The 23,119-nt window shown below is 61.3% G+C and carries 23 protein-coding genes; 19 read left to right on the forward strand and 4 right to left on the reverse strand.

From position 1 onward, the window contains the following. The first annotated feature begins 25 nt into the window (after positions 1-25). The 6 genes from ACP15O_RS14080 (at position 26) to ACP15O_RS14105 (ending at position 4,632) form a co-directional block, all read left to right on the forward strand. Positions 26-745: an ABC transporter ATP-binding protein gene (locus ACP15O_RS14080; RefSeq protein WP_425096751.1), complete on the forward strand. Its 720-nt coding sequence runs from the start codon at positions 26-28 to the stop codon at positions 743-745. Beyond that, positions 742-1,455 (forward strand): ABC transporter ATP-binding protein, encoded by a 714-nt coding sequence (locus ACP15O_RS14085; protein ID WP_425096752.1) that lies wholly within the window; start codon positions 742-744, stop codon positions 1,453-1,455. Before ACP15O_RS14080 ends, ACP15O_RS14085 begins: the two co-directional genes overlap by 4 nt. Beyond that, positions 1,452-2,315 (forward strand): branched-chain amino acid ABC transporter permease, encoded by an 864-nt coding sequence (locus ACP15O_RS14090; RefSeq protein ID WP_425096753.1) that lies wholly within the window; start codon positions 1,452-1,454, stop codon positions 2,313-2,315. The genes ACP15O_RS14085 and ACP15O_RS14090 overlap by 4 nt, the downstream gene beginning before the upstream one ends. Positions 2,316-2,324: 9 nt before the next feature. Next, positions 2,325-3,350 carry a branched-chain amino acid ABC transporter permease gene (locus tag ACP15O_RS14095; RefSeq protein WP_425096754.1) on the forward strand — a complete coding sequence of 342 codons (1,026 nt, stop codon included), beginning with the start codon at positions 2,325-2,327 and terminating at the stop codon, positions 3,348-3,350. Positions 3,351-3,378: 28 nt separating this feature from the next. Further along, positions 3,379-4,227, forward strand: coding sequence for a dioxygenase family protein (locus tag ACP15O_RS14100; protein WP_425096755.1), 849 nt, complete (start codon positions 3,379-3,381; stop codon positions 4,225-4,227). Between the two features lie 72 nt (positions 4,228-4,299). Beyond that, complete coding sequence (locus tag ACP15O_RS14105) at positions 4,300-4,632, forward strand: hypothetical protein (RefSeq protein ID WP_425096756.1); 333 nt, start codon at positions 4,300-4,302, stop codon at positions 4,630-4,632. On the opposite strand, the gene ACP15O_RS14110 is transcribed toward ACP15O_RS14105, so the two are convergent. After that, complete coding sequence (locus tag ACP15O_RS14110; RefSeq protein ID WP_425096757.1) at positions 4,633-5,388, reverse strand: IclR family transcriptional regulator domain-containing protein; 756 nt, start codon at positions 5,386-5,388, stop codon at positions 4,633-4,635. A gap of 110 nt (positions 5,389-5,498) precedes the next feature. Between ACP15O_RS14110 and ACP15O_RS14115 the strand changes: the two genes are divergently transcribed. From ACP15O_RS14115 to ACP15O_RS14175, 13 genes are all read left to right on the forward strand, one after another. After that, positions 5,499-6,206, forward strand: coding sequence for a 3-oxoacid CoA-transferase subunit A (locus ACP15O_RS14115; protein ID WP_425096758.1), 708 nt, complete (start codon positions 5,499-5,501; stop codon positions 6,204-6,206). Further along, entirely contained in the window at positions 6,203-6,886 is a 684-nt protein-coding gene (locus ACP15O_RS14120) for a 3-oxoacid CoA-transferase subunit B (RefSeq protein ID WP_425096759.1), read from the forward strand. The genes ACP15O_RS14115 and ACP15O_RS14120 overlap by 4 nt, the downstream gene beginning before the upstream one ends. 9 nt (positions 6,887-6,895) lie before the next feature. Further along, positions 6,896-8,092: a 3-oxoadipyl-CoA thiolase gene (gene pcaF, locus ACP15O_RS14125; protein ID WP_425096760.1), complete on the forward strand. Its 1,197-nt coding sequence runs from the start codon at positions 6,896-6,898 to the stop codon at positions 8,090-8,092. 233 nt (positions 8,093-8,325) lie between these two features. Further along, a complete protein-coding gene (locus ACP15O_RS14130; protein WP_425096761.1) occupies positions 8,326-9,807 on the forward strand; it encodes an AfsR/SARP family transcriptional regulator in 1,482 nt (493 codons plus the stop codon). Between the two features lie 72 nt (positions 9,808-9,879). Continuing rightward, positions 9,880-11,115: a cytochrome P450 gene (locus ACP15O_RS14135; protein ID WP_425096762.1), complete on the forward strand. Its 1,236-nt coding sequence runs from the start codon at positions 9,880-9,882 to the stop codon at positions 11,113-11,115. Positions 11,116-11,117: 2 nt separating this feature from the next. Next, positions 11,118-12,179 carry a PEP/pyruvate-binding domain-containing protein gene (locus tag ACP15O_RS14140; protein ID WP_425096763.1) on the forward strand — a complete coding sequence of 354 codons (1,062 nt, stop codon included), beginning with the start codon at positions 11,118-11,120 and terminating at the stop codon, positions 12,177-12,179. A gap of 31 nt (positions 12,180-12,210) precedes the next feature. Beyond that, the gene (locus ACP15O_RS14145) at positions 12,211-14,022 is read left to right on the forward strand and encodes a PEP-utilizing enzyme (RefSeq protein ID WP_425096764.1); all 1,812 of its coding nucleotides are present in this window, start codon (positions 12,211-12,213) and stop codon (positions 14,020-14,022) included. A gap of 53 nt (positions 14,023-14,075) precedes the next feature. After that, positions 14,076-14,681: an HD domain-containing protein gene (locus ACP15O_RS14150; protein WP_425096765.1), complete on the forward strand. Its 606-nt coding sequence runs from the start codon at positions 14,076-14,078 to the stop codon at positions 14,679-14,681. Positions 14,682-14,692: 11 nt separating this feature from the next. After that, complete coding sequence (locus ACP15O_RS14155) at positions 14,693-16,132, forward strand: aldehyde dehydrogenase family protein (RefSeq protein ID WP_425096766.1); 1,440 nt, start codon at positions 14,693-14,695, stop codon at positions 16,130-16,132. Next, a complete protein-coding gene (locus tag ACP15O_RS14160) occupies positions 16,129-16,752 on the forward strand; it encodes an HD domain-containing protein (RefSeq protein WP_425096767.1) in 624 nt (207 codons plus the stop codon). The genes ACP15O_RS14155 and ACP15O_RS14160 overlap by 4 nt, the downstream gene beginning before the upstream one ends. Continuing rightward, positions 16,745-17,506 carry an SDR family NAD(P)-dependent oxidoreductase gene (locus ACP15O_RS14165; protein WP_425096768.1) on the forward strand — a complete coding sequence of 254 codons (762 nt, stop codon included), beginning with the start codon at positions 16,745-16,747 and terminating at the stop codon, positions 17,504-17,506. The genes ACP15O_RS14160 and ACP15O_RS14165 overlap by 8 nt, the downstream gene beginning before the upstream one ends. A gap of 7 nt (positions 17,507-17,513) precedes the next feature. Next, positions 17,514-17,828, forward strand: coding sequence for a 2Fe-2S iron-sulfur cluster-binding protein (locus ACP15O_RS14170; RefSeq protein ID WP_425096769.1), 315 nt, complete (start codon positions 17,514-17,516; stop codon positions 17,826-17,828). 3 nt (positions 17,829-17,831) lie between these two features. Next, positions 17,832-19,064 carry an NAD(P)/FAD-dependent oxidoreductase gene (locus tag ACP15O_RS14175; RefSeq protein WP_425096770.1) on the forward strand — a complete coding sequence of 411 codons (1,233 nt, stop codon included), beginning with the start codon at positions 17,832-17,834 and terminating at the stop codon, positions 19,062-19,064. Between the two features lie 176 nt (positions 19,065-19,240). On the opposite strand, the gene ACP15O_RS14180 is transcribed toward ACP15O_RS14175, so the two are convergent. From ACP15O_RS14180 to ACP15O_RS14190, 3 genes are read right to left on the reverse strand one after another with little or no spacing between them, the layout of a single operon-like run. Continuing rightward, the gene (locus ACP15O_RS14180; protein ID WP_425096771.1) at positions 19,241-20,299 is read right to left on the reverse strand and encodes a phosphotransferase family protein; all 1,059 of its coding nucleotides are present in this window, start codon (positions 20,297-20,299) and stop codon (positions 19,241-19,243) included. Next, the gene (locus tag ACP15O_RS14185; RefSeq protein ID WP_425096772.1) at positions 20,296-21,903 is read right to left on the reverse strand and encodes an AMP-binding protein; all 1,608 of its coding nucleotides are present in this window, start codon (positions 21,901-21,903) and stop codon (positions 20,296-20,298) included. The genes ACP15O_RS14180 and ACP15O_RS14185 overlap by 4 nt, the downstream gene beginning before the upstream one ends. Beyond that, a complete protein-coding gene (locus ACP15O_RS14190; RefSeq protein WP_425096773.1) occupies positions 21,896-23,116 on the reverse strand; it encodes an acyl-CoA dehydrogenase family protein in 1,221 nt (406 codons plus the stop codon). Before ACP15O_RS14190 ends, ACP15O_RS14185 begins: the two co-directional genes overlap by 8 nt. Positions 23,117-23,119: the final 3 nt, after the last annotated feature.

Here is a 23,119-nt window from a genome sequence, read left to right on the forward strand (position 1 = left end):
GGTGCCTGCAATAGGAAACGCGCACATGTCCATACTTTCACTGAACTCCGTGTCGAAATCCTTCGGCGCGCTCAAGGTCACCGATGACGTCAGTTTTGACGTGGCCCCCGGCGAAGCTTTGGGGATCATCGGCCCCAACGGGGCCGGGAAATCGACGCTCTTTAACCTGATCACGGGCAATATCCGTGCCGACGCGGGGCAAATCGTGCTGGATGGGCGCGATGTGACACGCGACACGCCCATGCAGCGGGTGCAGGCGGGGGTGGGGCGGTCCTTCCAGATTCCGCAGCCCTTCACGCATCTGTCCGTCTACGAAAACCTGATGGTCGCGGCGCAATTCGGCGGCGGGCATCACGGGGCCGAGGCCGGGCAGTTCTGCATGGATATTCTGGACCGCACCGGCCTGGCGGACGAGGCCGAGAGCGCCTCGGGCGGGTTGTCACTGCTGCAACGCAAGCGGCTGGAACTGGCGCGGGCGATGGCGACCTCGCCGCGCCTGATCCTGCTGGATGAAATCGCGGGCGGGTTAACGGACGCGGAATGCGGCGCATTGATCGACACGATCAAGGGCATCCATGCCGAGGGCACCGCGATCATCTGGATCGAACATGTACTGCACGCGCTGACCTCGGTGGTCGAGCGGCTGATGGTGCTGAATTTCGGCCAGATGCTGATGATTGGCGAGCCCGCCGAGGTGATGGAGGCCCGCGCCGTCAAGGAAATCTATCTGGGGATCGAAGTATGAGCGACGTTCTACTGTCCACGCACGATCTGACGGCGCATTACGGGGATTTCCAGGCCCTGTTCGGCGTCGATATCGAACTGCGCCGGGGGGAAACCGTGGCGATCATCGGGGCCAATGGCGCGGGCAAAACCACGCTGATGCGGGCCATCACCGGCCTGTTGCCCCACGCGCCGGATGCGATCCGGTTCAACGGTGAAAATATTGGCGCGCTCAGTGCGCCCGAGGTGCTGGAGCGCGGGATTTCCATGGTGCCCGAGGGACGCAAGCTGTTTCCCTCGCTCAGCGTCGAGGAAAACCTGATGATTGGTGCGCATAAGCGCAAGGGCAACGGCTATTGGACGCTGGAAACCGTCTATGACATCGTGCCCGCCCTGCGCGAGCGTCGCCATCATCCGGGCACCGCCCTGTCGGGCGGACAACAGCAGATGGTGGCCATAGGCCGCGCGCTGATGTCCAACCCCGAGGTGCTGCTGTGCGATGAAATCAGCCTGGGTCTGGCGCCGGTGGTGATCAAGGAGATCTACGCCTCTTTCCCGAAGATCAAGGAAAGCGGGGCCTCGATTGTCGTGGTGGAGCAGGACATCGGTCAGGCACTGAAAGTGGCCGACCGGGTCTATTGCATGATGGAGGGGCGCGTCACCCTGCAAGGCACCCCGGCAGAGCTGTCACGCGACGACATCCACAACGCCTATTTCGGAGTAAGCGCATGATCTGGGTCGATACAATCGTGCAGGGCATCCTGCTAGGCGGTCTTTACGCCCTGTTCGCAGCGGGTCTGAGCCTGGTTTTTGGCATTATGCGGCTGGTCAATCTGGCTCATGGAGACCTGATCGTGCTGGGCGCGTTCCTGATCCTGATGGCCGCGACGGCGCTGGGGCTGCATCCGTTTCTGGCGGTTCTGATCGCTGCGCCGGTGATGTTCGTTCTGGGCTGGGCCTTGCAGACATGGGTTCTGAACCGGGTGCTGGGCGATGATATTCTGCCGCCGCTGCTGGTGACTTTCGGCTTGTCGGTCGTGATCCAGAACGCCTTGTTGGAGGGGTTCAGCGCCGACAGTCAGAAACTGTCCGCCGGCGGGATCGAGGCTGCCTCGATTTCCCTGGGGCCGGTGACGGTGGGGGTGATGCCCCTGTTGACGCTGGCCTCGGCTGTGGTGGTGATTTTCGGGTTGAACCAGCTGTTTTACCGCACCGCTTTGGGGCGGGCGTTCCGGGCGACTTCGGATGATGCGGTGACGGCGGGGCTGATGGGGATTCGTCCGCAGAACGTCTTTGCCATTGCCACCGGGATTGCGATGGTCGTGGCGACGATTGCGGCGCTTTACCTGGGTATCCGCGCCAATTTCGACCCCTCCATCGGCCCTGCGCGCCTGATCTACGCTTTTGAGGCGGTGATTATCGGCGGGCTGGGCAGCCTGTGGGGTACGCTGGCGGGCGGTATCGTGATCGGAGTCGCGCAGGCTCTGGGCGCGGCAATCAATCCTGAATGGCAGATCCTGGCGGGGCATGTGGCCTTTGTCGTTATCCTGCTGGTGCGCCCGCGCGGCCTGTTCCCGCGTGCGAATGACTGAGGTGCAAAGATGAGCAAGACACAAAAAACCAATCTGATGCGCCTGCTGGGGCTGGGGGCTGTGATACTGCTGGCGCTGGTGCCGGTGATCGGAACCCGCGCGGCTGTGCAGGATCTGTTCATGGTGATGACCATGCTGGTGCTGGCGCTGAACTGGAACATGCTGGCGGGATTTGCGGGGCTGGTTTCCGTCGGGCAGCAGGCTTTCGTGGGCGTGGGGGCTTATGCAATGTTCGGCGCTGTGATCCTGTGGGAGATGGACCCTCTGGTGGGGATTTTGATCGGCGGGCTGGCGGCCTTTGCCCTGTCCATCCCGATGGCGTTTTTCACCTTCCGCCTGAACGGGGCCTATTTCGCCATCGGCACCTGGGTCGTGTCTGAAATCGTCCGGCTGAGCCTGGCGCAATGGAAGGCCCTGGGCGGCGGCACCGGCACATCGCTGCCCAAGGGCACCACGAAAACCATGTTCGGTGTGCCTCAGATCAAGGACATGCTGGATGTCAGCTCGGCTGCGGCGGCGGATGCGCTGACCTATTGGCTGGCTCTGGTGCTGGCGCTTGCGACGCTGGGGATCAGCTATGCCTTTTTGCGCTCGCGTATGGGGCTGGGGCTTCAGGCGATCCGCGACAATGCCGAGGCGGCGCGCTCTGTCGGTGTCGATCCCACCCGGCTGAAGGCGCTGGTGTTTTTGCTGACGGGGTTCGGCACCGGCCTGTGCGGGGCGCTGCTGTTCATCCAGATCACCCGCGTCACGCCCGAGGCCGCCTTCTCGGTCGTGGACTGGACCGCCTTTGTGATCTTCATCACCGTGATCGGCGGTATCGGTACGCTGCCCGGCCCCATCGTTGGTGTGATCGTCTTTTACGCCCTGCAACGCCTGCTGGCCGATTACGGCACCGTTTACCTGATTGTCCTGGGGCTGATCGGCATTGCCATCATGCTGTTTGCCCGCCGTGGCCTGTGGGGGCTGTTTACGGACCGAACCGGGCTTGAGCTATTGCCGCTGCGTCAGACCCCTCCGCAACCGGCCAAATAAACGCGCGACCCTTATGAAAGGAACCGACATGACCAAGTATTTTACCGAAGAGGGCTCTGTCGAGGCGGTAAACGCCCGTATGGGGGATGGCATCAATCCCCGCCTGAAACAGGTGATGGCCAGCCTGATCCAGCATCTGCACGCCTTTGCCAAGGATATCGACCTGACCCAGGAAGAATGGGATCTGGCCATAGATTTCCTGACGAAAACCGGGCAGATCTGCTCGGACGAGCGGCAAGAGTTCATCCTGCTGTCCGATGTGTTGGGCTTTTCGATGCTGGTGGATGCGATCAACAATCGCCGCCCGGCGGGGGCCACCGAAAACACCGTTTACGGCCCGTTCCATGTGCTGAACGCGCCGATCCGTCAGATGGGTGACACCATCAGCCTGGATGGCAAAGGCGAGCGGTGCCTCTATGAGGGCCGGGTCATCGACATCCATGGCGAACCGCTTGAAGGCGCCTGCGTCGATGTCTGGAGCGACAATGCCGATGGGTTCTATGACGTGCAGCAGCCCGGCATCCAGCCGCAATGGAACAATCGCGGGCGGTTCATCACCGGCAAGGACGGGGTGTATCGTTTCTATGGGATCAAACCTGTCAGCTATCCCATCCCCGACGATGGCCCGGTGGGCAAAATGCTGGGCGCGTTGGGGCGGCACCCGTATCGGCCGGCGCATATGCACTATCTGGTGACCGCGCCGGGGCATCAGAAAATCGTCACGCATACGTTTGTGGGCGATGACGAATATATCGGTGACGACACTGTGTTCGGGGTCAAGGAAACTCTGGTGGCGCCGTTTGAGCATATCAATGATGGCGATACGATCTGGCGCTCGCCTTTTGATTTCGTGATGGTCCCCGAGGGTGAAGCCTGACGTCCGGCGGGCAATAGCGGGCGGGGCGCGAGGTCTTGGATCGTGCGCCGCCCGGTTGAGAAGGGAATGGATATGCCGAACCTGAAAATCTATGTAGACGAGACAGTCGATCCCAGAAGTCGCCAGGCGCTGCGCGCTGGCTTGCAGGATGTGCAGGACATGCTGTGCCGGGATCTGTCGGTGCCCGTTGCCGCGTGCCAGCTGAACATCGTTGCGGTGACTGGGCTACCCGATCAGCCTTTGGTGAACGCTGAAATTCAGATCCTGGCCAAACCGGACAGAACGCCGGATATGGTCAGGGCTGTTTGTCAGAACCTGCAAGACCACCTGACCCAGGCCTGCGGAACCCCCGCAGCAATACGCGCCAGCGCGCTGGACCCGGAAACATACATCGCCTTGAAATAACTATAAAATTCTGGAAAGCCCGGTCTGTACGCTTAGCAGCGGAGGCAGGAAATCGCGCACCAGGGTGCTGGGGTCTTCGGCCGCCGCCATCCCGGTGTTCAACGCAGCGACCGTACGGTTTTTGGCATCTACCAGCGGCACGGCAAGCGAACGCAGCCCCATCTCGATTTCCTGATCGTTGACCGAGTAACCATCCGCGCGGATCTGTGCCAGCCTTTCCATGATTGTGTCGGGGTCCGATAGGGTGCGGGGGGTGCGCGGCGACAGATCGGACGCGTCCAGAACGGCGCGGGCTTGCTCGGCCGGAAGGCTTGCCAGCAGCACCCGCCCCATGGATGTGCAATGGGCGGGCAAGCGGGATCCGGGCATCAACCCGATAGACATCACTCGTTTTTGCGCAGCGCGCGCGATATAGATGATCTCGGTTCCGTCCAGAATGGAAACCGAGCACGACTGACCGATCTGTTCGGCCAGCTGATCCAGCCAGGGCTGCACGATCTGCGGCAGCGGCATGGCGGACAAGGCGCCCAGCCCCAGGCGCAGGGCCCGTGGCGTCAGGCTGAAGAATTTCCCGTCGTAATTGGCATATCCGCCATGATGCAGCGTCAGCAGGCAGCGCCGGGCAGTGGCGCGGTCGAATCCGGTCTGCCCCGCAACGTCGGAAATAGTAAGCCGCGCGGTCTGGCCATCGAAACATTCAAGCACCTGAAGCCCTTTTAACAGGGATGCGATGGTGTCGGTCGGTTTGTTCGTCATGCGAACTAAATTACTCATATATTGAACAAAGATCAACATGTGAACAGTTTTCCTGGCGCGATACAGGTGTTGCGGCTAACCCGGTTACACAAACGAAGAAGGAGACTGGCATGGATAAGGTGGTGCCCTCGCTTACCGAGGCGGTCGGGGATATTCCCGACGGGGCCACGGTGATGATTGGCGGGTTCGGGGGATCGGGCGCTCCGATCGAGCTGATCCACGCGTTGATTGACCACGGCGCAAAGCATCTGACCGTGGTGAACAACAACGCAGGCAACGGCCATGTCGGGCTGGCGGCGCTGATCGAACAGGGGCAGGTGGATAAGATCATCTGCTCGTTTCCGCGCTCGGCCGATCCGGTGGTGTTCAACGACGCCTACAAGGCCGGCAAGATCGAGCTGGAGCTGGTCCCGCAGGGCACGTTGGGCGAGCGTATTCGCGCGGGCGGTGCGGGTATTCCGGCGTTCTACACCCCCACCAGCGTCGGCACCGATCTGGCGCAGGGCAAGCCGACCGCCGCATTCGACGGGCGGGAATACGTGCAGGAACGGTGGCTGAAGGCGGATTATGCGCTGATCAAGGCGCAGCTGGGCGATGCCCATGGCAACCTGACCTATCGGATGGCCGCGCGGAACTTCAACCCGCTGATGGCCATGGCCGCAACCACCACCATTGTGCAGGTGTCCCAGATCGTGCCGTTGGGCGGGATTGACCCGGAAAACGTGGTCACGCCGGGCATATTCGTTGACCGCGTGGTGCATGTCGGCGCTCCGCAGCAAGAAGAAGTTCTGAACCGGGCAGAGGCCGTTTACCCATGACTGACATCAGCGCAATCAAACTAAGCAATGCCCAGATCGCCTGGCGCGCCGCGCAGGACATCGCCGACGGGGCCTATGTGAACCTTGGGATCGGGTTTCCCGAAATGGTGGCGAAATACCAGCCTCCGGGCCGTCAGGCGATTTTCCACACGGAAAACGGTGTGCTGGATTTTGGCGAGGCTCCGGCCAATGGCCAGGAAGACTGGGATCTGATCAACGCCGGTAAGAAGGCCGTCACGCTGCGCCCCGGCGCCAGTTTTTTCCACCATGCAGACAGTTTCGCGATGGTGCGGGGCGGGCATCTGGATGTGGCTATTCTGGGGGCCTATCAGGTGGCGCAGAATGGCGATCTGGCGAACTGGTCCACTGGCAAAGGCGGCGTTCCGGCCGTGGGCGGCGCGATGGATCTGGTGCACGGGGCCAAGCGCGTCGCGGTTCTGACGGATCACGTCACCAAGACCGGCGCGCCCAAGCTGCTGGCGCATTGCACCTTGCCCCTGACGGGGGTGGGCTGCGTGACGCGTGTCTACACCTCGCTTGCTGTGCTGGACATTGTGGATGGGTGTTTCGTGCTGAGAGAGAAGCTCTCTCAGCTGTCGCTGGACGCGCTGCAATCCGTGACCGGCGCTGAATTGAAGATCGACGCTCCGGTCACCGACCTGAGCGTCCCCGAGCTGTAAGAGGAAACCATGGAAGCCTATATTTGCGATTACGTCCGCACTCCGATCGGGCGCTTTGGCGGGGCGCTGTCCAGCGTGCGCGCCGACGATCTGGGGGCGGTCCCGATCCGCGCGCTGATGGAACGGCACGATGTTGACTGGTCTCGTATCGACGAAGTGTATTACGGCTGTGCCAACCAGGCAGGCGAGGACAACCGGAATGTCGCGCGTATGTCGGCCCTGTTGGCGGGGCTGCCGGTGGATGTGCCGGGCACGACGCTGAACCGGCTGTGCGGGTCCGGCATGGATGCCGTCATCGCCGCCGCACGGGCGATCAAAGCCGGAGAGATTCACCTGGCCATCGCCGGTGGCGTAGAAAGCATGTCGCGCGCCCCCTTTGTGATGCCCAAGGCCGAAACCGCGTTTTCCCGCGCGGCTGAAATTCACGATACCACGATTGGCTGGCGCTTCGTGAACCCCGAGATGCAGGCGCAATACGGCGTGGATTCCATGCCTGAAACCGCTGAAAATGTGGCCGAGGATTTCAAAATCAGCCGTGCCGATCAGGATGCTTTCGCGCTGCGCAGTCAGGCAAAGGCCATCAGTGCGATTGCCTCGGGGCGGTTGGCGAAAGAGATCGCCGCCGTCACCATCCCTCGGCGTAAGGGCGAGCCGGTCGTGTTCGATACGGACGAGCATCCCCGTGCCTCCACCCCGGAGAAACTGGGCAGTCTGCGCCCGATTGTGCGCCCCCAGGGCACTGTGACGGCTGGGAATGCCAGTGGCGTCAACGATGGGGCTGCCGCGCTGATCATTGCCTCGGAAGAGGCCGTAAAAACCCATGGTTTGCGCCCGATTGCGCGGATCATGGGCGGCGCAACCGCTGGCGTTCCGCCGCGTGTTATGGGCATTGGTCCCGCGCCGGCCTCGGCAAAGCTGATGAGTCTGCTTGGTCTGGGGCAGGCGGATTTCGATGTGATCGAACTGAACGAGGCATTTGCCTCGCAGGGGCTGGCAACGCTGCGTGAGCTGGGCATTGCCGATGATGATCCGCGCGTGAACCCCAATGGCGGGGCAATCGCGCTGGGGCATCCGCTGGGCATGTCGGGCGCGCGCATCACCGGAACCGCCGCGCTGGAGATGCAATTGAACGGCGGAAAACGCTCGCTTTCCACCATGTGCATCGGCGTCGGCCAAGGCATCGCCATCGCGCTAGAGGCGGTCTGACCCGGCCAGCGCCGCGGCCGCTATCGTGAAATCCAAACCCGCCGGCTGTTCAGGCTTGGCGGGTTCGGGCAATCATGTTGGTCTGGGCTTGGCGCATCCGCACTGTTTGGGGTGCGGATCAACATGTTTTCACATGAGCCCAATTTGATGCTAGACCTCTTTTTCAGCCGTTGGCCAGGCATTCACCGGCTAAGCTCAGCGGTTGATCCAGCCATTCCAGAACGGGGGCACGCATGGCTACAGACGGTTTCCGAGTATCCTTGCTGGATGTTGGGCCAGTCAATGCCTCGGTTATTTGCAACGATACGGATGTGGGGTTTGTCGAGCGGACAATCGGGGGCGCCCTGAGCCTGTCACATGTTCTGGTGGTTACCGATGATCTGGAATTGATGCGATCTGCGGGCCCCGAAAGACGCATGAGCATCGTTGCCTCGGGCCTGAGCGATGTGCCCGTGCGCTTTGATGAGGTGCGCAGCCGGCTCGGCCTGGCCGCGCAGGATCTGGATGGCTGTAGCGCGATTGTCGTCGATATGCGCTGGGGCATGGGCAGTGTTTCTGCTGCGGCCAATTTCGAACGCTGGGGTGGCCAATGCGATCGGTTGGTGGCGCAATTGGGCATCCCGGTGATTTCCGTCTACAAAAGCGAGCTGCTGGTCGAGGATCAGCTGCTGGCCGCGTTGCGCGGGCACAGTCATTTCCTGTCTCCGTCGGGGGCCTATTCCAATCCCTACTGGCTGCCGCCTGACTATCTGACGGGGGCAAGCCTGACCAAACAGGCGCAGTTCCTGTTGGGGCGCATTGTGCCTGAATATGCCGGGCTGGCTCTGGATCAGGACAGCGGGGAAAACGCGGCGTCGGGGGCGAATCCGGGGTGGATTGCCACACGCAAACGGATCACGCCACGATCCGGCAATGACGATATCTGGAAAATCAGGTGTTTTGGCCGTTTGCGCATTTATCTGTCGGATGGCACCCAGCTGCAATGGGACATTCAGGGCAGCTCTCCGAAACGGTCGAAGACGTTATTCGCCTGTTTGCTTCAATGCGGAGAGCGCGGCGCAAAATCCGACGAACTGGCAGAGCTGCTGTGGGACGACGACGTTGCACAAGAGGTGAAACGCTCGCGGCTGCATCACGCCATCGCCATGCTGCGCAAGACACTGGGCGGTGCCCGGTATGTGGCCCGGACGGGGGAATATTACAGCCTGGTGCCTCCGTCTGGGACATGGATCGACGTGGCCAGCTTCGAACAGCTGTGCCAGAAGGCCAAGATACTGGCAAAAACCGGCATGGACGCAGAGGCCATTCAGATGCTGGACGCTGCTGACCGGCTGTATACGGGGGATCTGTTCGAAGATATGTCGCCCGAATTTTCAGATGCCGACTGTCTGGATTGGGTGGTTCCGCGCCGAATGTGGTTCAAGGAAATGGCGTTGAAAGTCTTGCGCGACAAGGCCGAGATCCTGCGTGGTCAGGGCCAGTTGCGAGAGGCTCTGGCCTGTTGTCAGAAAGCGCTGAGCGCCGATCCGGCCTGCGATATGGTTCATGCCGAAGCGATGAAGATTTTTCATGCCCAAAGCCGCCCGGACGCTGTGGCCCGTCAGTACCGGCTTTATCGTTCGGCCATGGCGGCAGTGGGGGCATCGCCTGATTCCGATGAACTGGCGGATCTGTGTCGAAAGCTTATGCAAGTTGATGAAAATAAACGAATTTAATTTCGCAAAGAAATCCCAAAGATAAGCGCGTATTGTGATTCCCAACGCATGTATTTGTTAGGGAGGACAAGCATGACCGAGCCACACGTGGCCTCCGATACGCCGACACTTGATGTGTTCGATCTCAAGGCGCCCCACGCAATCTGGAAGACGCTGCGCGACCACGATCCCGTGCATTATGACGCGGATAGCGGCTATTGGGTCGTGACCCGATACGAGGACATCAAAGCCGTTTTCGACGATTACAAAACCTATTCGGCCGAGATTGCCCAGGCACCGTTCCGTCCGCTGTGCGACGCGGCCAAACAGATCATCGCGCAAAGCGGTTTTACCTCGGGTCTGTCGGCGCGGATGCCGCCGGATCACACGCGCATCCGCAAGGTTGCGCAATCGGCCTTTGGCCCGCGGCGGTTCAAATCCATCGAGCCAAAGATCGAGGCAATCATCGACAAAGCCCTGAACGAAGCCGCGCAACTGGGACGTTTCGATTTCTTCCGTCAGGTGGCCTATCCGGTTCCGGCGCTGGTGCTGTTCACCATGATGGGCATTCCGGACGAAGATGTCCCGCAGGTAAAGGAATGGGCCGTCAGCCGCGCCTTGCTGACCTGGGGCAATCTGGAGGATGACGAGCAGATCGTCCATGCTCGCGCCATGACCGAGTATTGGGCCTATTGCCGGAATCTGATTGCCGCACGGCGCGAAAACCCAGGTGACGATTTCCCCAGCGATCTGCTGCGGGCTCAGGCCGATGGGGCGGACATCACGGATGAGGAAATCGCCGGTGTCATGTATTCGACCCTGTTTGCCGGGCATGAAACCACCACGACCTTGATGGCCAACGCAGTGATTGCACTGATGCACCAGCGCGATGCCTGGGATGCGATCTGCAAGGATCCGGGGCTGATCAAAAATGCGACCGAGGAAATCCTGCGCTACACGCCCTCGATCGTCAGTTGGCGGCGTCTGGCCAAGGTGGATACCTCGATTGCGGGGGTCGCTATTCCGGCCGGGTCAAAAATCCTGATGGTCATGGGGTCGGGCAACCGCGATGAGGCCGTATTCCCCGGCGGAGAAGCGTTCGACATCACGCGCCAGAATGCGCGCACCCATCTGAGCTTTGGCTACGGCATTCATTTTTGTCTGGGCTTTCAACTGGCCAAGATGGAGTTTGGCATCATGCTGCGGGAGCTGACCAAACGCTTCCCCAACATGACCCTAAGCAGCGATCAGCAGATCGACTATCTGAAGAATATCTCGTTTCGAGTGCCCCTGCGTGTCGATGTCGATCTGGGGTTGGGAGGCAAATAAACATGACGACATTCACTTTACCCTTCGCCGAGATCGGCTCGGCGGATCACGCGCGCGTTGGCGGCAAATGCGCCAGCCTGGGCGAGATGACCCAGGCCGGGGTTGCCGTGCCGCCCGGATTTGCCGTCACCACCGATGCCTATCTGGAAATGCTGAACGCCACCGGGCTGCGCGCCGAGATCGAGCAGCAACTGGCCCATACCGATTTCGGGGATGTCAATTCGCTGGAGCGCTCGGCGCAGGCGATCCAGGTGCGGTTTCGTTCGCATCATCTGCCGCCATCGGTGACGCAGGCCATTGCCAGCAGCTATGCGGCGATGGGCAGTCAGATGCCGGTGGCGGTGCGCTCTTCTGCCACGGCCGAGGATTTGCCCGATGCGTCCTTTGCGGGGCAGCAGGATACCTATCTGTGGGTGGTCGGGGCGCAGGATGTTGTTGAACATGTGCGCGATTGCTGGGCGTCTTTGTTCACGGCCCGCGCGATGAAATACCGCCATGACAACGATCTGGGCCAGATCGACGTTCTGATGAGCGTCGCTGTGCAGAAAATGGTGAATTCCCGCGCCGCAGGGGTGGCGATGACGCTGGACCCGCTGAACGGGGATCGGACGCGGATCGTGATAGATGCCTCTTACGGTTTGGGGGAACTGGTGGTGTCGGGCATCGTGACGCCGGACAATTACAGCGTCGAAAAGGTTCTGATGGAGGTCGTGGACCGGAAAATTGCCGACAAGCATATCGAGCTGATCCCCGACGGGGCTGCGGCAACCACGGTCGAGCGCGCCGTCAGCGACGACCGGCGCAAGGCGCAATGTCTGACCGACAGCGAAATCATCGCGGTTGCCAAACTGGCCAAGCAGTTGGAGCGGCAGAACGGCTGCCCTCAGGACGTGGAATGGGCCTTTGATGCGGACCTGCCCGACGGTGAAAACCTGATGGCCCTGCAAAGCCGCCCCGAAACCGTGTGGTCTCAGAAACCCAAAGAAAAACCCAAAACATCCTACGCAACCGGCATGGCCGGGATCGTGGGGGCGCTGAACAACCCGATCGGCGCCAGAAAATAAGCTCATTGGACAATCAGGGAGGATAAACCCAATGGACGCACAGACTTCGATGTTTCCCAGTGCCTATGATCTGAAAGCCCCTGCCGGGGCCGAAGGCTGGGAAGACCTGTACCCGTATTACCTGACATTTCAGCCGAAGCTGCGGGAAAAAGAGGACGCCAAATTCTGGTTCTGCGACAGCCAGCACTGGCCGAACCCGTTCAAACCCTTCGACGCGCTGACGGTGGAATTCGCGGTCAAATGCCTGGGCCAGTATAACACCCGCCACTATCTGGTGCCGCCGGCCAATGGTGTGGATTACCGGATTCACAATGGTTACTGCTATATGTCGCCGATTGCCGTCGCGCCTGACCAGATCGAGGGCCGGGTGCCGCAATTCCTGGATCGCGCGGGGCATTATTTCCAGAACTGGCCCGATCTGCTGGAGAACTGGCATAAAAAAGTCCGGGCCAATATCGACGCGATGGAGGCGCTGGAGTTCGAAAAACTGCCCGAGGTGGTCCCGGCCGAGTGGGTCAAGGATGGTGTCGGTCTGGATAACACCACCCATCTGACCGAGGCCTATGATAAGGCAATTCAGCTGCTGTACCGCACCTGGCAGTATCATTTTGAATTCCTCAATCTGGGCTATGCGGCCTATCTGGATCTGTTCGGGTTCATGAAGGAACAGTTCCCCTCGATCCCCGATCAGGCGATTGCAAAGATGGTGCAGGGCCATGACAGCGATCTGTTCCGCCCCGATGACGAGTTGAAGAAACTGGCGCGTCTGGCCATCGAGCTGGGGGTCGCGGATGCGTTGAAATCCGGCACTGTGGACGAGGCTCTGGCCGCTGTCGGCGCGCAGCCGGGCGGGGATAAATGGCTGGCCGCCTGGGAAGAGGCCAAAGACCCCTGGTTCAACTATACCACCGGCAATGGGTTCTACTCGACAGACAAATACTGGATCGAGCATCTGGACATCCCGATGGGCTATCTGCGTGATTACATCGCCCGCGCCGAAGCCGGCGACACGATCGAGCGCCCCACCGCCCAGCTTCATGCCGAGCGCGACCGGATCACCGCCGAATATCAGGAAATGATGGACCCCGAAGCGCAAGAGGTGTTCCAGGGCAAACTGGGCCTGGCGCGGGTCGTGTATCCCTATGTAGAGGATCACAACTTCTATATCGAACATTGGTCGATGGGGGTGTTCTGGAAAAAGATGCGCGCCCTGTCGAAACTGCTGCACGAGGAAGGCTTCTGGCCGACCGAGGACGGTATGTTCTATCTGACCCGCAACGAGGTGCGCGACGTTCTGTTCGATTACGGCAACGCCTGGGCGACGGGGGGCGATTGGATCGGGCCCAGCTACTGGCCGCAGGAAATCGAACGCCGCCGCGGGATCATTGATGCGCTCTCGACGCAGGCGCCGCAGCCCGCGCTGAACAACCCGCCCGAAGTCATCACCGAACCTTTCACCATCATGCTGTGGGGGATCACCTCGGAGTCGATCAAGAACTGGACGGGCGGCGATGACGAAAGCGGGGATCTGACCGGCATGGCCGCCAGCCCCGGTGTGGTCGAAGGTCTGGCCCGTGTCATCCGCAATCCCGATCAGTTGGATGAGATTCAGGAAGGCGAAATTCTGGTGGCCCCTGTCACCGCCCCCAGCTGGGCGCCGGTCTTCGGCAAGATCAAAGCGACGGTCACCGATATCGGCGGCATGATGAGCCACGCCGCGATTGTGTGCCGCGAATACGGCTTGCCGGCTGTGACGGGAACGGGCAATGGCAGCTCGCGCATTGAAACCGGGCAGCGTGTGCGCGTTGACGGCAACACCGGCCAGGTCACGGTCCTGAGCTGATCTTACCAATGGGAGGATCCGTTCGCGGGTCTTCCCTCTCGCAGGAGATAGAAATGTTGGACAAACCTAACGACCTTTCGCGGTATGATCCGGTTTGGCGGGCCTCGGAACGCTATATGCGGGCGCGCAAGAACGATGTTCACATCCCGCTGTCCTTTGCCTGGGCGCAGAAACTGCTGGATGAATATCCCGATGCGGATCGTGATGTGTGTTCGCTGGCGATTTTGCTGCATGACATCGGCTGGTATTCCATCGACATGCAGGACATCATCGAAAAGGGGTTTTCCGGCCCGAATATGCTGCAATCGGATGTGCGGTATCTGCATGAATCCGAAGGCGTGCGGCTGGGCACGCAGGTGTTGCAGGATACCGGCTGGCCGCAGGATGTCATTGATCAGGTCTGCGAAATCATCGACGGGCACGACACCCGGCCAAAGCCGCGCCATCTGAATGACCGGATCGTGCGTGATGCGGACAAGCTGTGGCGGTTCGAGGTGACGGGCGTTGCCGTGGCCTGCGACTGGTTCAAGATCACGCCGCATGGCTATGCGGATCGGCTTGAACAGCAGAAAACCCAGCTGGAGACAGACGCGGGCATTCGTATGGCAAGCGAAACTTTGGCGCAGACACGGCTGTGTCTGATGCTGCATGTGATCTAGGGGAAACGATTATGGACATGTTTATCGACGGAGCGCCGCGCCCGGCCCTTTCCGGTGCGCGTCAGGATGTGATTTCCCCGACGACGGGGCAGGTTGTCGATACCGTGCCCACCGGCTCGGCCGAGGACGCGGAACAGGCCATCGCCGCCGCCGAAAGGGCCTTTGCGGCGTGGAAAACGGTTCCCATGCCCGAGCGGGTCCGCATTCAGAAAGCCTGCGCGCAGGCCATGCGCGACAATGCCGAACGGGTGGGCTTGGTGCTTAATCAGGAACTGGGGCGCCCGCTGGCGGCCTGTATCGCGGAAATCACGCGTTCGGCCGATTTGCTGGACGTCTACGCCGAGGAAGGGCTGCGCCTGTCGGCCACGATGTCTTTGGCCTCGGGGGCGGGTGAAAAGACGATCGTCACGCGCGAGCCTTTGGGGGTGGTGATTGCGATCACCCCGTTCAACTATCCGATCACGCTGTTGATGTTCAAACTGGGGGCGGCCGTCATTGCCGGCTGTAGCGTCGTGGCAAAACCGGCCGAGGACACCCCCCTGTCCACGCTGATGCTGGCCGAGATTTTTCACAAGGCGGGCCTGCCGGCGGGGGTGTTCAATGTGGTCACGGGCCGCGGGCGCGGCATTGGCGCGGCGATGATCGAACACCCGACCCCGCGCAAGATTGCCTTTACCGGCGGGACAACGGCGGGCAAAGCCATCGCCGCAGCGGCGGCAGGCACCATGAAACGCGTGACACTGGAACTGGGCGGGCAAAGCGCCGCCATTGTCTGTGCCGATGCCGATCTGGACAAGGCCACCACGGCGATTGCGCGTCACGGCTTTGCCAATTCGGGGCAGTTTTGTTACCGGGTCAATCGCGTCTATGTCGAACGCCCGGTTTACGAGAGCTTTCTGAAAAAACTGGCCGCCAAGGCGGGCCGGCTGACCCTGGCCCCCGCCGGGGGGGATGGTGACCTGGGGCCGCTGGTAAACGAGAAGATTTACGCCAACAGCGAACGCCAGGTGGCCGATGCGCGGGCCAAAGATGCTCGCATCTATCTGGGGGGCGAGCGGCGCACCGGTGCAGGGTTCGATGGGGGTTTCTATTTCCCGCCAACGATCATCGCGGACGCGACCCATGACATGCTGATCCTGACCGAGGAAACCTTTGGCCCCGTGCTGGGGGTTTGCCCGGTGGACAGCGCCTTTGACGGGCTGCGCCATGCCAATGACAATCGCTATGGTCTGGCCGGGTTTGTGTTCGCGGGGGATCTGGCCAGAGGGCTGACATTGTGTGAAGGGCTGGAGGCTGGCTCGGTCTGGCTGAACGATATTCACCGCTCGTCGCATTACGTGCCATTCGGCGGCATGAAGGAAAGCGGTCTGGGCCGGGAAAAGGGCCGGTATGGCGTCGAAAGCTACCTTGAGTACAAGACCATGTATCTTAGCTATGAGGTGCCGCAATGACGGACGAGGCCCTGATACTGCCGCGCGATTTGCCGCTTTGGCACGCGGCCCGGCCCTATCTGGATGTGCGCAACAATGACGAGCACACTCTGGTTGCCTATGGTCTGGCGCGTATGTTGCTGGCGCAGGAACCGCAGGCCGAAGAAAGCGTCGTTCTGCCCGCGATCCTGCTGCACGATGTGGGGTGGAAACGTATTGATCCCGATCTGCTGCTACTGGCCGTTGGCCGCAATCCGACCCGCAAGGATCTGGTGCGCGATCACGAAATTCACGGCGTGGAAATCGCACGGGACATTCTGGAACGTCACCGCCCCGAAGGTGTGGATATTGCCGCCGTTCTGGCCATCATCGACGGGCATGACACGACGAAACAGGCCCGCTCGGTGCATGATGCGGTGGTCAAGGATGCCGACAAGGGCTGGCGCGCGACCCCGCACGGGATGAAAACGATCAGCCGCTGGTACGATTGTTCGCTGCTGGAAACCGTTGAAACGCTAGAGCAGGTTTCCAACCCCTACATGCTGACAGCCGCCGGCCGCGCCTATGCCCAGGGCATGTGCGCCGCTGTGCGCGCCGAAGCGCAGATACAGACCTATATGAAGGAGCCCTGCGATGGCTGAGCTTGGACTAACCGGCAAACGTGTGGTGGTTACGGGGGCTGCGGGCGGGCTGGGCCGGGCTTTTGCCGAAGGCTTCGCCGCGTCGGGGGCCAGGGTGGCCGTGGCCGACATCAATGCCGATGGCGCCGCTCAGACCGCTGCGCAGATCACCGCCACCGGACAAGAGGCGCATGGGCTGGACGTAGACGTCACCCGCGCCAAATCCTGCAAGGCCTTGGCCGACCGGGTGCAGTCGCTTTGGGGCGGGGTGGATATTCTGGTCAACAATGCGGCGATCTATGCCGGGTTGGAACGCAAACCCTTCGAAGACATTGACGAGGGCGTCTGGGACAAGGTCATGGCCGTCAATGTCAAAGGCGTCTGGCAAATGAGCCGCGCCCTGACCCCTCTGATGCGTCAGGCGGGCGGTGGGGCAATCGTGAATGTGGCCTCGGCGACGGTATTCTCGGGCTCGCCCATGTGGATGCATTATGTCGCCTCGAAAGGGGCGGTGATCGCCATGACGCGCTCGATGGCGCGGGAATTGGGGGATGACGGGATCCGGGCGAATGTTCTGGCCCCCGGCTTCACCCTGACCGAGGCCAGTCTGGACCTGATCGAAGACGCGGCCTCCTACGGCGTCACACGCGGGGCGCTGAAGCGATCTGCCTCGGCCGAGGACATGGTGGGCGGCGCGATTTACCTGGCCTCTGATCTGGCCGGGTTCGTCACCGGGCAAACTCTGGTCGTCGATGGCGGCCGGCAATTCATCTGAGGAAAACATGACAAAACTGATCTTTATCGAACCGTCGGGAAACCGCCGCGAAATCGAGGCAACACCCGGCGAAAGCGTCATGCAGGCGGCGACGGTCGCAGGTGTCGAAGGCATTGATGCGGAATGCGGGGGCTCTTGCATGTGTGCGACCTGCCATTGCCTTGTGATCGAGGCTCCGGGCGGTTTGCCCGCGATGGAAAGCGCCGAGACGGATACGCTGGAATTCACCGCCGAAGAGATGCGCGACAACAGCCGACTGACCTGTCAGATCGCGGTTTCGGATCAGATTGCGGGAACCGTGTTTCAGGTTATGGGGGGATAAGCCATGGCCGGGATTGTGATTGTCGGGGCAGGCCACGCGGGCGTTCAACTGGCCGCCACCCTGCGCGAGACCGGATATGAGGGGGCATTGCGTCTTGTCTCGGCGGATCCGGATATTCCGTATCACAAACCCCCTTTGTCCAAGTCTTTTATGAAGACGCCGGATGCCTCTTTGCAATTGCTGCGGGCCGAAACCTTCTATCAGGCCAATGACATTGCGCTGGATTTGGGGCGGACTGTGGCGCGCGTGGATACTGCGGCCTGCAGCGTGGTGTATTCGGATGGCACGGCCCAGGGCTATGATCAGCTGGTTCTGGCCACGGGAACGCGTGCACGCGACCTGCCTGTCGCGGGGGCGGATCTGTCTGGGGTGCATTCATTGCGGACGGCACAAGATGCCAGGGCCCTGCGCAAAGAGCTGCCCCAGGCCCGCCGGGCCGTACTGATCGGCGGAGGGTTCATCGGGCTGGAGGCCGCAGCCATGCTGAAAGCCCGCGGCCTGGAGGTGGATGTGATCGAACTGGCCCCCGGTCTGCTGGGGCGCGCCGTCAGTGAACCGATTGCCCAAGCCGTGGCGCAATATCTGACGCAAATGGGGGTGCGTCTTCATTTCTCGGAAACCGTCCGCGCGATCGAGGGGCAGAACGGAGGTGTCAGCGCGGTGCGCTTGTCTTCGGGGACTCTGCCGGCCGATTTGGTGCTGGTGGGGGTGGGGGCTGTGCCTCTGGTCGATTTGGCGCGCGATGCGGGGATTGCAACGGAAAATGGCATCGTGGTTGACCAATACATGAAAACCAGCGCTGCGCATGTCTATGCCATTGGCGATTGCGTTAGCTTTCCTCAGTCTCATCTGGGGCGACGGATGCGGCTGGAATCGGTGCAGAACGCAACGGATCAGGCGCGGGCATTGGCGCAGACGCTGACGGGTTTGCCAACCGAATACACCGCGCTGCCATGGTTCTGGTCGGATATCGGGACGGTCAAGCTTCAGATCGCGGGGCTGGCCCCCGAAAATACCGAACGTCTTCAGGCCGTCGATACCGAAGGGCGGGTGAAATCCGTTTACCATCTGAAGGACGGCAAGCTGGTGGCCTGTGAAACACTGAACAGCGCAGGCGAGCATATGCTGGCGCGCCGCATGATTGCCGACGGTTTCACACCGCCACGAGACTGCATGGAAACAGGGGACATGGCTGCCTTGAAACAGAGTTACATGTCCCGCACCAAGCGCGGATAGCGCCCGCAGGGTTTCGTCAGATGCACATGACGCAAGGCCGTCGTATCAGCGCAAAGCGAGACAAGACCAAAAGCAGGCGATTGCAAAGGATGCTTGCAGAATTGAGGGCGGGCAATGGCTACATGGGGATGACGTGGAAGGCAAAGCCGTCGCGCGGTGTTCCCGCGCGACGGTGGTCACGGTTTGCTCTGCCCGGCGGCGTCCAGAATGGCGTTTGCACGGATCGCGAATTGCCGGGCCAGGGGCGCAAGCGAGGCAGCATTGTCGCCCGAAGCCACGCCCGCCTGCGCACGATCCGCGATGCCCACGAAAATCACGGCAAACCGAAAGAGAGCAAAGGCCTTATGGAACGGTTCAAGCGGCGCGACCTGTGGTAGATGTTTGTGATACTGCGCGGTGAACTCTTGCTCGGTGGGGATGCCAAGCGCGTCGCGATCAAGATCGAGAATGCCGCCATATTCGTCGGAACTGGTGTTCCAGGGCATACAGCAAAAGCCCAGGTCAGCCAGCGGATGGCCGATGGTGGACAGCTCCCAATCCAGCACAGCGATCACGCGGGGCTGGGTGGGGTGAAACATCATGTTCCCGATGCGGAAATCGCCATGGGCGATGGACACCGCGCCGTCGTCCTCGGGCAGGCTGGCCTGAATGCGATCGCGCAGCACGAAAAGAGCGTCAAGCCCCGTCAGGCTTGTGGTGTCAAGCTGCTCTGACCAGCGGCGCACCTGCCGTTTGAAATAGCCGCCGGGGCGTCCGAAATCGCCCAGGCCGATTTCATCGGGCCGCACCGCATGAAGCCGCGCAAGCGTCTGGGCCACGGAAAGATAGCAGGCGTGCCGCTCGTGGGGCGAAATACCGGGCATCCGGGCGTCGCCAAACACGCGCCCATCCAGAAATTCCATCAGGTAAAACGGGGTGCCGATCAGGCGGGGGTCATCGTGAAAATGGATGGCTTTGGGCACGGGTACATCTGTGGATTCAAGCGCCTGCTGAACACGGTATTCACGGTCAATCGCATGGGCCCCTTTCGCAACGATTGCCGGCGGCTGTTTGCGTAGGATCATCCTCTGCGTGCCCAGGCGCACCTTGTAGGTGGGGTTGGACTGTCCGCCGCTGATGCGCTCGAACGATACGGGCGCGCCTGGCGCATCGAACGTATCGCGCAGGAAATCGACCAATGGGCCGGGCGTGAAATCCAGGGTGCCGTTCACCGTGATTTGTGTATCGAGGGTCATGCTTTTGTCTCCTGCGGGTGAACGGATTTGGCGGTTTCCCGAAGCGCGAATTTCTGAATTTTCCCGGTGGCTGTTTTGGGCAGTTCGGTAAACACAAAGCGGCGGGGGATTTTGAAATGCGCCAGATGCTCGCGGCAGAAGAGGGACAGCTCGGTCGCGTCAAGCTCGGCACCGGGGTGTGGTTCGATAAAGGCGCAGGGGATTTCGCCCCATTTCGGGTCTGGCGCGGCGACAACAGCAGCCAGCGAGATCGCGGGGTGACGATGCAGCGCTTCTTCTACCTCCAGACTGGAAATATTCTCGCCGCCTGAAATGATCAGGTCCTTGGCGCGATCGCGGATTTCAATCTGATTGTCGGGATGGCGCACCGCCAGATCGCCGGTATGAAGCACACCGCCGGCAAAGGCTTTCTGCGTGGCCTGGGCGTCTTTATGGTAACCGGACATCACCGTGTTGCCGCGCAGCACAATCTCGCCCAGAGTCGCGCCATCGGCGGGGACATCATTGCCGTGCGGATCGACCACGCGCAGCAGGTTCGCCGTGATATGGCGCGTACCCTGACGAGAAAGCAGCCGGGCCTGTGCTGCGCTGCTTTCACCGGATTCTTCGTTGCTGATCTTGCGCATCGTGGTGGGGCCGAAACATTCGGTCAGCCCGTAAAGATGAATGAATTCAATGCCAAGCGTCTGCATCTGGGCAATCAGAGCGCTTGTGGGGGCCGCCCCGCCACTGGCCACCCGCAGCGGGCGCGACGGGTCGCGCAAGCTTTTTGAGGGGTCATTCAGAAGCATATAGAGCACCACCGGCGCGCAGGCCATATGAGTGACACCGTGCCGGGCAATCAGCGCAAAAATGTCTGCGGGCACCACCTTATCCAGGCAAACATGCACGCCGCCAACGGCGGTGACGGCCCAGGTGTGGCTCCAGCCGTTCACATGAAACATGGGCAGCGTCCAAAGATACACGGACTGCGATGTGAACCCAAGCGAGATTACATTGCCCAGCGAATTCAGATAGGCCCCGCGATGGTTCAGCAGCACGCCCTTGGGCTTGCCCGTTGTGCCCGACGTATAGTTAATCGCGATCGGCATGAACTCATCGCGCACCTCTTCGGCAAAGTTCGCCTGGGTGACAGGCGGTGCATCCAGCAGGCTCAGGCCGTCAGCGGTGCCGTGATCTGGGGCAAAGACCAGGCAGGCCAGACCGGCCTGCTGGGCGGCGGGGCCTGCCACTTCTGCCCCAGCGGGATCGGTCAGAACGACTTTGGCCTCAGAATGGTTGAGAATGTATTCCACAACGGACGGATCAAGCCGTGTATTGAGCGCATTCACCGCCGCGCCGAGCGCCGGAATGGCGTAATGCGCGGCCAGCATTTCAGGGCGGTTACTGCTCATGATGGCCACCACATCGCCCTGCCCGACGCCATGGGCGCGCAGCGTGTCGATCATCGCGGCCACGATGCCGCCCAGTTCGGCGTAGCTCCAGCTGCGGCCCTGCCAGATCACCGCCGTGCGGTTTGGGAACGCCTCTACCGCCCTATCGAGAAAATCCACAGGGGTCAGGGGGCGGTGGTTGGCCTTGAAACGCGGCAGAAGATCACCCATCGGACGCGGTGCCTGTCACATCCCACGACCAGAAATCGCGCTTTAACTGGTTCAGATGACGGCTGAGCACCATACGGTGTACCTCGTCTGCGCCATCGACAAGACGCGCCTGGCGGGCGTAGCGATAGATCCATTCAAGCGGCGTGTCGGTGGAATAGCCCCGCGCGCCGTTAAGCTGGATCGCGGTGTCGGCTGCCTGATGTAGCAGGTTGGCAACGTGGATTTTCGCCATCGACACTTCTTTCTGTCCATAGCGGCCTTGGTCAATTTCATAGGCGGCCTTCATCACCAGCAGCCGCCCTATTTCGATGTCCATCGCCAGTTGGCCCAGCATCATCTGCACGCTCTCGCGTTCGATCAGGCGGATGCCAAACCCCATGCGACTGGAGGCATAGTCGGTGGCGATTTCAACGCAGCGTTTGGACAGGCCCAACCAGCGCATACAATGCGTCAGGCGGGCCGGACCCAGACGTGCCTGAGTAACCTTGAGCCCCCGGCCAACCCCCACGAGAATATCCTTATCGGGGACGCGGAGCCCGTCGAACACGATTTCGCAGTGCCCGCCGTGCTCTTCGGGGCCCATGATGGGGATGCGGCGCGCGATATGCCAGCCGGGCGCGTCCTTGTGGAACTGGAATGCCGTCAGGCCCGTGCGCGGATCGTCAGACGTGCGGGCCATCAGCGTGAAATGCGCGGCGCCCTCGGCGCCGGTAATGAACCATTTACGCCCTTCGATCAGCCACGTATCGCCCTCGCGTCTGGCATGTGTCTGGATCATACCCGGATCCGAGCCGCCACCGGGGTGCGGCTCGGTCATGGCAAAGGCGGAACGCACATCGCCGTTCACAATCGGGGTAAGCCAGCGCTTTTTCTGATCCTCGGTGCCAAGCATGTCGAGCATCATCATGTTGCCGTCGTCCGGCGCGGCGGAATTGAACACCACGGACCCGAAAATTGAACGGTTCATTTCCTCATAGCACACGGCCATGCCCATCTTACCCAGGCCCTGCCCCCCCCATTCAGGCGAGACCTGCAACGCCCACAGCCCCTGAGCCTTGGCCTTGGCGCGCAGCGGCTCCAGCGCGGTTTCGGTGATATTGCCATGCGCATCAAATGACGTTCTGTCGGCCTCTACCGGCAGAATTTCCGTTTCAACGAATGCAGCGATGCGGGCGCGGTAATCTTCTACCGCGGGGGAAAGAGTGAAATCCATGGG

The organism is Youngimonas ophiurae (nom. illeg.) (assembly GCF_049803795.1).
Classification (GTDB): Bacteria; Pseudomonadota; Alphaproteobacteria; order Rhodobacterales; family Rhodobacteraceae; genus Thalassobius.

Bases quoted from the DNA above. Each gene is read 5' to 3' on its own strand.
- ACP15O_RS14080 (WP_425096751.1), top strand. From the start codon at position 26: ATGTCCATACTTTCACTGAACTCCGTGTCGAAATCCTTCGGCGCGCTC.
- ACP15O_RS14085 (WP_425096752.1), top strand. From the start codon at position 742: ATGAGCGACGTTCTACTGTCCACGCACGATCTGACGGCGCATTACGGG.
- ACP15O_RS14090 (WP_425096753.1), top strand. From the start codon at position 1,452: ATGATCTGGGTCGATACAATCGTGCAGGGCATCCTGCTAGGCGGTCTT.
- ACP15O_RS14095 (WP_425096754.1), top strand. From the start codon at position 2,325: ATGAGCAAGACACAAAAAACCAATCTGATGCGCCTGCTGGGGCTGGGG.
- ACP15O_RS14100 (WP_425096755.1), top strand. From the start codon at position 3,379: ATGACCAAGTATTTTACCGAAGAGGGCTCTGTCGAGGCGGTAAACGCC.
- ACP15O_RS14105 (WP_425096756.1), top strand. From the start codon at position 4,300: ATGCCGAACCTGAAAATCTATGTAGACGAGACAGTCGATCCCAGAAGT.
- ACP15O_RS14110 (WP_425096757.1), bottom strand. From the start codon at position 5,388: ATGACGAACAAACCGACCGACACCATCGCATCCCTGTTAAAAGGGCTT.
- ACP15O_RS14115 (WP_425096758.1), top strand. From the start codon at position 5,499: ATGGATAAGGTGGTGCCCTCGCTTACCGAGGCGGTCGGGGATATTCCC.
- ACP15O_RS14120 (WP_425096759.1), top strand. From the start codon at position 6,203: ATGACTGACATCAGCGCAATCAAACTAAGCAATGCCCAGATCGCCTGG.
- pcaF (WP_425096760.1), top strand. From the start codon at position 6,896: ATGGAAGCCTATATTTGCGATTACGTCCGCACTCCGATCGGGCGCTTT.
- ACP15O_RS14130 (WP_425096761.1), top strand. From the start codon at position 8,326: ATGGCTACAGACGGTTTCCGAGTATCCTTGCTGGATGTTGGGCCAGTC.
- ACP15O_RS14135 (WP_425096762.1), top strand. From the start codon at position 9,880: ATGACCGAGCCACACGTGGCCTCCGATACGCCGACACTTGATGTGTTC.
- ACP15O_RS14140 (WP_425096763.1), top strand. From the start codon at position 11,118: ATGACGACATTCACTTTACCCTTCGCCGAGATCGGCTCGGCGGATCAC.
- ACP15O_RS14145 (WP_425096764.1), top strand. From the start codon at position 12,211: ATGGACGCACAGACTTCGATGTTTCCCAGTGCCTATGATCTGAAAGCC.
- ACP15O_RS14150 (WP_425096765.1), top strand. From the start codon at position 14,076: ATGTTGGACAAACCTAACGACCTTTCGCGGTATGATCCGGTTTGGCGG.
- ACP15O_RS14155 (WP_425096766.1), top strand. From the start codon at position 14,693: ATGGACATGTTTATCGACGGAGCGCCGCGCCCGGCCCTTTCCGGTGCG.
- ACP15O_RS14160 (WP_425096767.1), top strand. From the start codon at position 16,129: ATGACGGACGAGGCCCTGATACTGCCGCGCGATTTGCCGCTTTGGCAC.
- ACP15O_RS14165 (WP_425096768.1), top strand. From the start codon at position 16,745: ATGGCTGAGCTTGGACTAACCGGCAAACGTGTGGTGGTTACGGGGGCT.
- ACP15O_RS14170 (WP_425096769.1), top strand. From the start codon at position 17,514: ATGACAAAACTGATCTTTATCGAACCGTCGGGAAACCGCCGCGAAATC.
- ACP15O_RS14175 (WP_425096770.1), top strand. From the start codon at position 17,832: ATGGCCGGGATTGTGATTGTCGGGGCAGGCCACGCGGGCGTTCAACTG.
- ACP15O_RS14180 (WP_425096771.1), bottom strand. From the start codon at position 20,299: ATGACCCTCGATACACAAATCACGGTGAACGGCACCCTGGATTTCACG.
- ACP15O_RS14185 (WP_425096772.1), bottom strand. From the start codon at position 21,903: ATGGGTGATCTTCTGCCGCGTTTCAAGGCCAACCACCGCCCCCTGACC.
- ACP15O_RS14190 (WP_425096773.1), bottom strand. From the start codon at position 23,116: ATGGATTTCACTCTTTCCCCCGCGGTAGAAGATTACCGCGCCCGCATC.